Origin of the sequence: Catenibacterium sp. co_0103, assembly GCF_004168205.1 — a bacterium.
GTDB classification, from domain to species: Bacteria; Bacillota_I; Bacilli_A; order Erysipelotrichales; family Coprobacillaceae; genus Catenibacterium; species Catenibacterium mitsuoka_A.
The window spans coordinates 1-3,570 of record NZ_RCYB01000143.1 but is presented as its reverse complement, the minus strand read 5'-3'; the positions used below and the strand labels follow the sequence as shown (position 1 = coordinate 3,570).

Here is a 3,570-nt window from a genome sequence, read left to right as displayed (position 1 = left end):
AGTTTTGGTGGATTTGAGTTTGGTTATATATTTGTGTCCGCGCAACGAAGGCGCGGGGAAATGGAGGAAATCATGAAGGAAAGAGAACTCAAAGAGAAATGTTATATGGAAGCGTTGGATGGTTCTATCTCTAACGTTAAAGTTGTACTTAATCATATGAAAAAGATTGATTTACAGGAAGGAATACTTGAAGAAGCAGTACTTAATAAAGATCGTATGCGTACAATTCTTCATCTAGAACTTGCATTAGCAGATTATTGTATTCTTTTAAGAAAGATGAAAGAAAATCAGTTTATTAACTATTTACCTCAGATGAGCAAAGATATTAATGCGCTTATTCATTGTAATCGCTTTGAGTATCATGAACAGATGATTATCGTTTATTCACAAAGAGGAGAAGAGGATATCGATGTTGAACGTTTGATTTCCTTTGGTGAAGAAATCTTAGAAAGTTATGGTTTAAATATCTAATTTTTAAATCATGCTTATTGAATTTCAAAGTGGATAATGCTATTATCTTTGAAGTATACGGAGGATGAAAAGTTATGAAAAAAAGACCTATTGTTTTATGTATTATGGATGGTTATGGATTAACTGATAGAGTAGATGGTAACGCAGTAAAACTTGCTAATACACCTAATCTTGATGATTTAATGGCAATGTATCCAACTACAACTATTAAAGCTTGTGGTAACGCTGTTGGTTTACCTGAAGGACAGATGGGTAACTCAGAAGTTGGTCATATGAATATTGGTGCAGGACGTACTGTTTATCAGTCACTTACTTTAATCAATAAAGCAATTACTGAAGGTACTTTCTTCACAAATGAAAAATTTGTAGAAGCAGTAGAAAACGCTAAGAAGAATGATTCTAAGTTACATATCTGGGGATTATTATCTAGCGGAGGAGTTCACTCTTCAAATGAACATATCTATGCTTTATTAAAGCTTGCTAAAGATGCTGGTTTAACTAAGGTTTATGTACATGCATTCTTAGATGGACGTGACGTAGCACCTGATTCAGCAGTAGACTTCGTTGGTGAACTTGCTGAAGAAATGAAGAAAATCGGTGTTGGTGAAATCGCATCTATTTCTGGACGTTATTATGCAATGGACCGTGATAAGAGATTTGACCGTGTTAACTTAGCTTATGAAGCAATTGTTGATCATAAAGGAAACAGCTTCACTGATCCAGTACAGTTCGTAAAAGATTCTTATACTGAAGAAGTATTTGATGAATTCGTAGTACCTGGTTATAACTCAGCAGTAGACGGTGCTGTAGAAGATAATGATTCAGTCATCTTTGCTAACTTCCGTCCAGACAGAGCAATCCAGATTGCTACTGTTATGACAAATCCTGATTTCTATGCAGATAAGGGATATACACCAGCAACTAAGAGAAATGGTATCTATTTCGTATGTATGATGAAATATGCTGATTCAGTAAATGGTCATGTAGCATTCGCTTTACCAGAATTAACTAACACATTTGGTGATTATGTATCAGCTCAGGGATTAAAGCAGTTAAGAATTGCTGAAACTGAAAAGTATGCCCATGTAACATTCTTCTTTGATGGTGGAGAAGATAAGGAAATCGAAGGTGCTAAGCGTGACTTAATCAACTCACCTAAGGTTGCTACTTATGACTTACAGCCAGAAATGAGTGCTTACCTTGTAAAAGATAAGTTAATCGAAGAATTAGATTCTGGAGAATTCGATGTAGTCATCGTTAACTTCGCTAACTGCGACATGGTTGGTCATACAGGTGTTATTCCTGCAGCTATCAAAGCAGTTGAAGTTGTTGATGATTGTGTTGGTGAAGTATACGAAAAGGTTGCTGAACTTGGTGGTACTATGTTAATCACTGCTGACCATGGTAACGCAGAAAGACTTCTTGATGAAGAAGGTAACCCATTCACAGCACATACTACAAACGATGTACCTTTAATCGTAACAAACTCTCACCTTGAATTAAAAGAAGGCGGAAAACTTGGAGACTTAGCTCCAACTATGTTACAGCTTCTAGGACTTGCTATCCCAGAAGAAATGGATGGTACAAGCCTTATTAAATAATTGAACTATTAAAGCGAGACGTCTTAGTTTCGCTTTTTTTGTATTTGTGGTAATATAGTCGAAAAGGAGAAATGAAAATGAAGAAATTACTCATTTTATGCCTTACTTTAATACTTTTAGGATGTAGTACATCTTCAGTTAAAAAAAAGAGTGTAAAAGGTATTAAAGAGATACAATATACAGAATTAAAGAAACTCATGAAAGAAGATGTTTCTTTCATGCTTTATCTAGGTCGTCCTGATTGTGGAGACTGTCAGGCCTTTAAACCTATCCTTGAAGACTATCTTAATAAGCATCCAAATGAAGGTGTTTATTACCTCAATATCAAAGCATATCGTGATGCATCACTCAAAGAAGATGCCACCAAAGAAGAAAAAGAGTTCTATAAGAATCTCTATAAAACATTTGATTTTAATTGGACACCCACATTAGAAGTCATCTCAAAGGGTTCTGTACAAAGTAAATATCAGTATCTTGATGAAGACTATTATGCGATTAAGGATCGTAGTCAACAAATCAAAAAGAAAAAAGAATTCATTCAAGAATTCAAAGTATTTATGAATCATTATTTTAAGGAGTAATAACTATGAAATGTCCACATTGTCATAAAGATATCAGACCCACAGATCACTTCTGTCCACATTGCGGTTATGATTTAAGAAGAAATCCACCTAGAAGTACAACTATTCTAGGTCGCATGATGAAAGGTTATTTAGTCATCATGTTACTTACTATTGCGCTTCCTATGGCTATTGTATTCTATAGTCAGTTCTTTACAGGAAAGTCAATTACATCTAATTTCCAGCAGTCAAAACTTTATGAGTTAGGTGAATTAAAGAAATCAGAAGGAGAAGAAGTCTATCACTTTGATTCCTCTAGCGCATTTAAGAAGAAATTTTCTAATGCTGAAACATTCATCAAACCTGCTCAGTCTTATAAGAAATCATTAGAAAAACAGTACGGTAAGACATTTACTGCTACTTACGATTATTCTGTTTATTCCAACAATGATCTCTATACAACTATTACATGTAAGACATCTTTGAATGATGATACAACTCTTGTGATTAAACGTACTTATAATCGTTCAAAGACAGATTCTATTAAAACAATAATCACAAAAGATAACTGTAAAACTTTCAAAGATCTTCTCCAGGAAGACAACAAAGAATTAATCACATCAGTGATTGATCAGCCTACATACAATAAGCTGATGAAAGCTTTCCACAATAAACAAGAAGAATTTGAAACAAATAAAAAATTCTTAGGCCATTATGGCTTAGGTGCTTATATCAATGATAGTAAAGTATCTCTAGTCGTTTACCCGGGAAATAAGTACCAATCACAATTTAAAGCACAAACAGAAGGAAACCATTCTCTTGCTCGTTAACGAGTATTCCTCAGGGAAGTATGCATAATGCGAACCTTTAATTTTTAAGGGGGGTCAATAAAAAACTCGCTTTAAATATTTGGGGGTTTCCACTTGTAAAGGGCAGTC

The 3,570-nt window shown here is 34.3% G+C and carries 4 protein-coding genes; all 4 read left to right on the top strand.

All coding sequences use genetic code 11. The annotated features are described in order from the left end of the window. Nucleotides 1-471 (top strand): hypothetical protein (locus EAI80_RS12425; RefSeq protein WP_238634620.1); only part of this gene is annotated, 471 nt, incomplete at its 5' end. 74 nt (nt 472-545) lie between these two features. Then, nucleotides 546-2,072, top strand: a complete 1,527-nt coding sequence (gene gpmI, locus EAI80_RS12420; protein ID WP_129982290.1) for a 2,3-bisphosphoglycerate-independent phosphoglycerate mutase — start codon at nt 546-548, stop codon at nt 2,070-2,072. Nucleotides 2,073-2,149: 77 nt separating this feature from the next. Next, nucleotides 2,150-2,653, top strand: coding sequence for a thioredoxin family protein (locus EAI80_RS12415; protein WP_129982289.1), 504 nt, complete (start codon nt 2,150-2,152; stop codon nt 2,651-2,653). Between the two features lie 5 nt (nt 2,654-2,658). Beyond that, on the top strand, nt 2,659-3,462 hold the full coding sequence (locus EAI80_RS12410) for a zinc ribbon domain-containing protein (protein WP_129982288.1): 804 nt from the start codon (nt 2,659-2,661) through the stop codon (nt 3,460-3,462). Nucleotides 3,463-3,570 lie beyond the last annotated feature (108 nt).

Excerpts from the sequence above, each read along its gene's own strand:
- EAI80_RS12415 (WP_129982289.1), top strand. The coding sequence starts at position 2,150 with ATGAAGAAATTACTCATTTTATGCCTTACTTTAATACTTTTAGGATGT.
- gpmI (WP_129982290.1), top strand. The coding sequence starts at position 546 with ATGAAAAAAAGACCTATTGTTTTATGTATTATGGATGGTTATGGATTA.
- EAI80_RS12410 (WP_129982288.1), top strand. The coding sequence starts at position 2,659 with ATGAAATGTCCACATTGTCATAAAGATATCAGACCCACAGATCACTTC.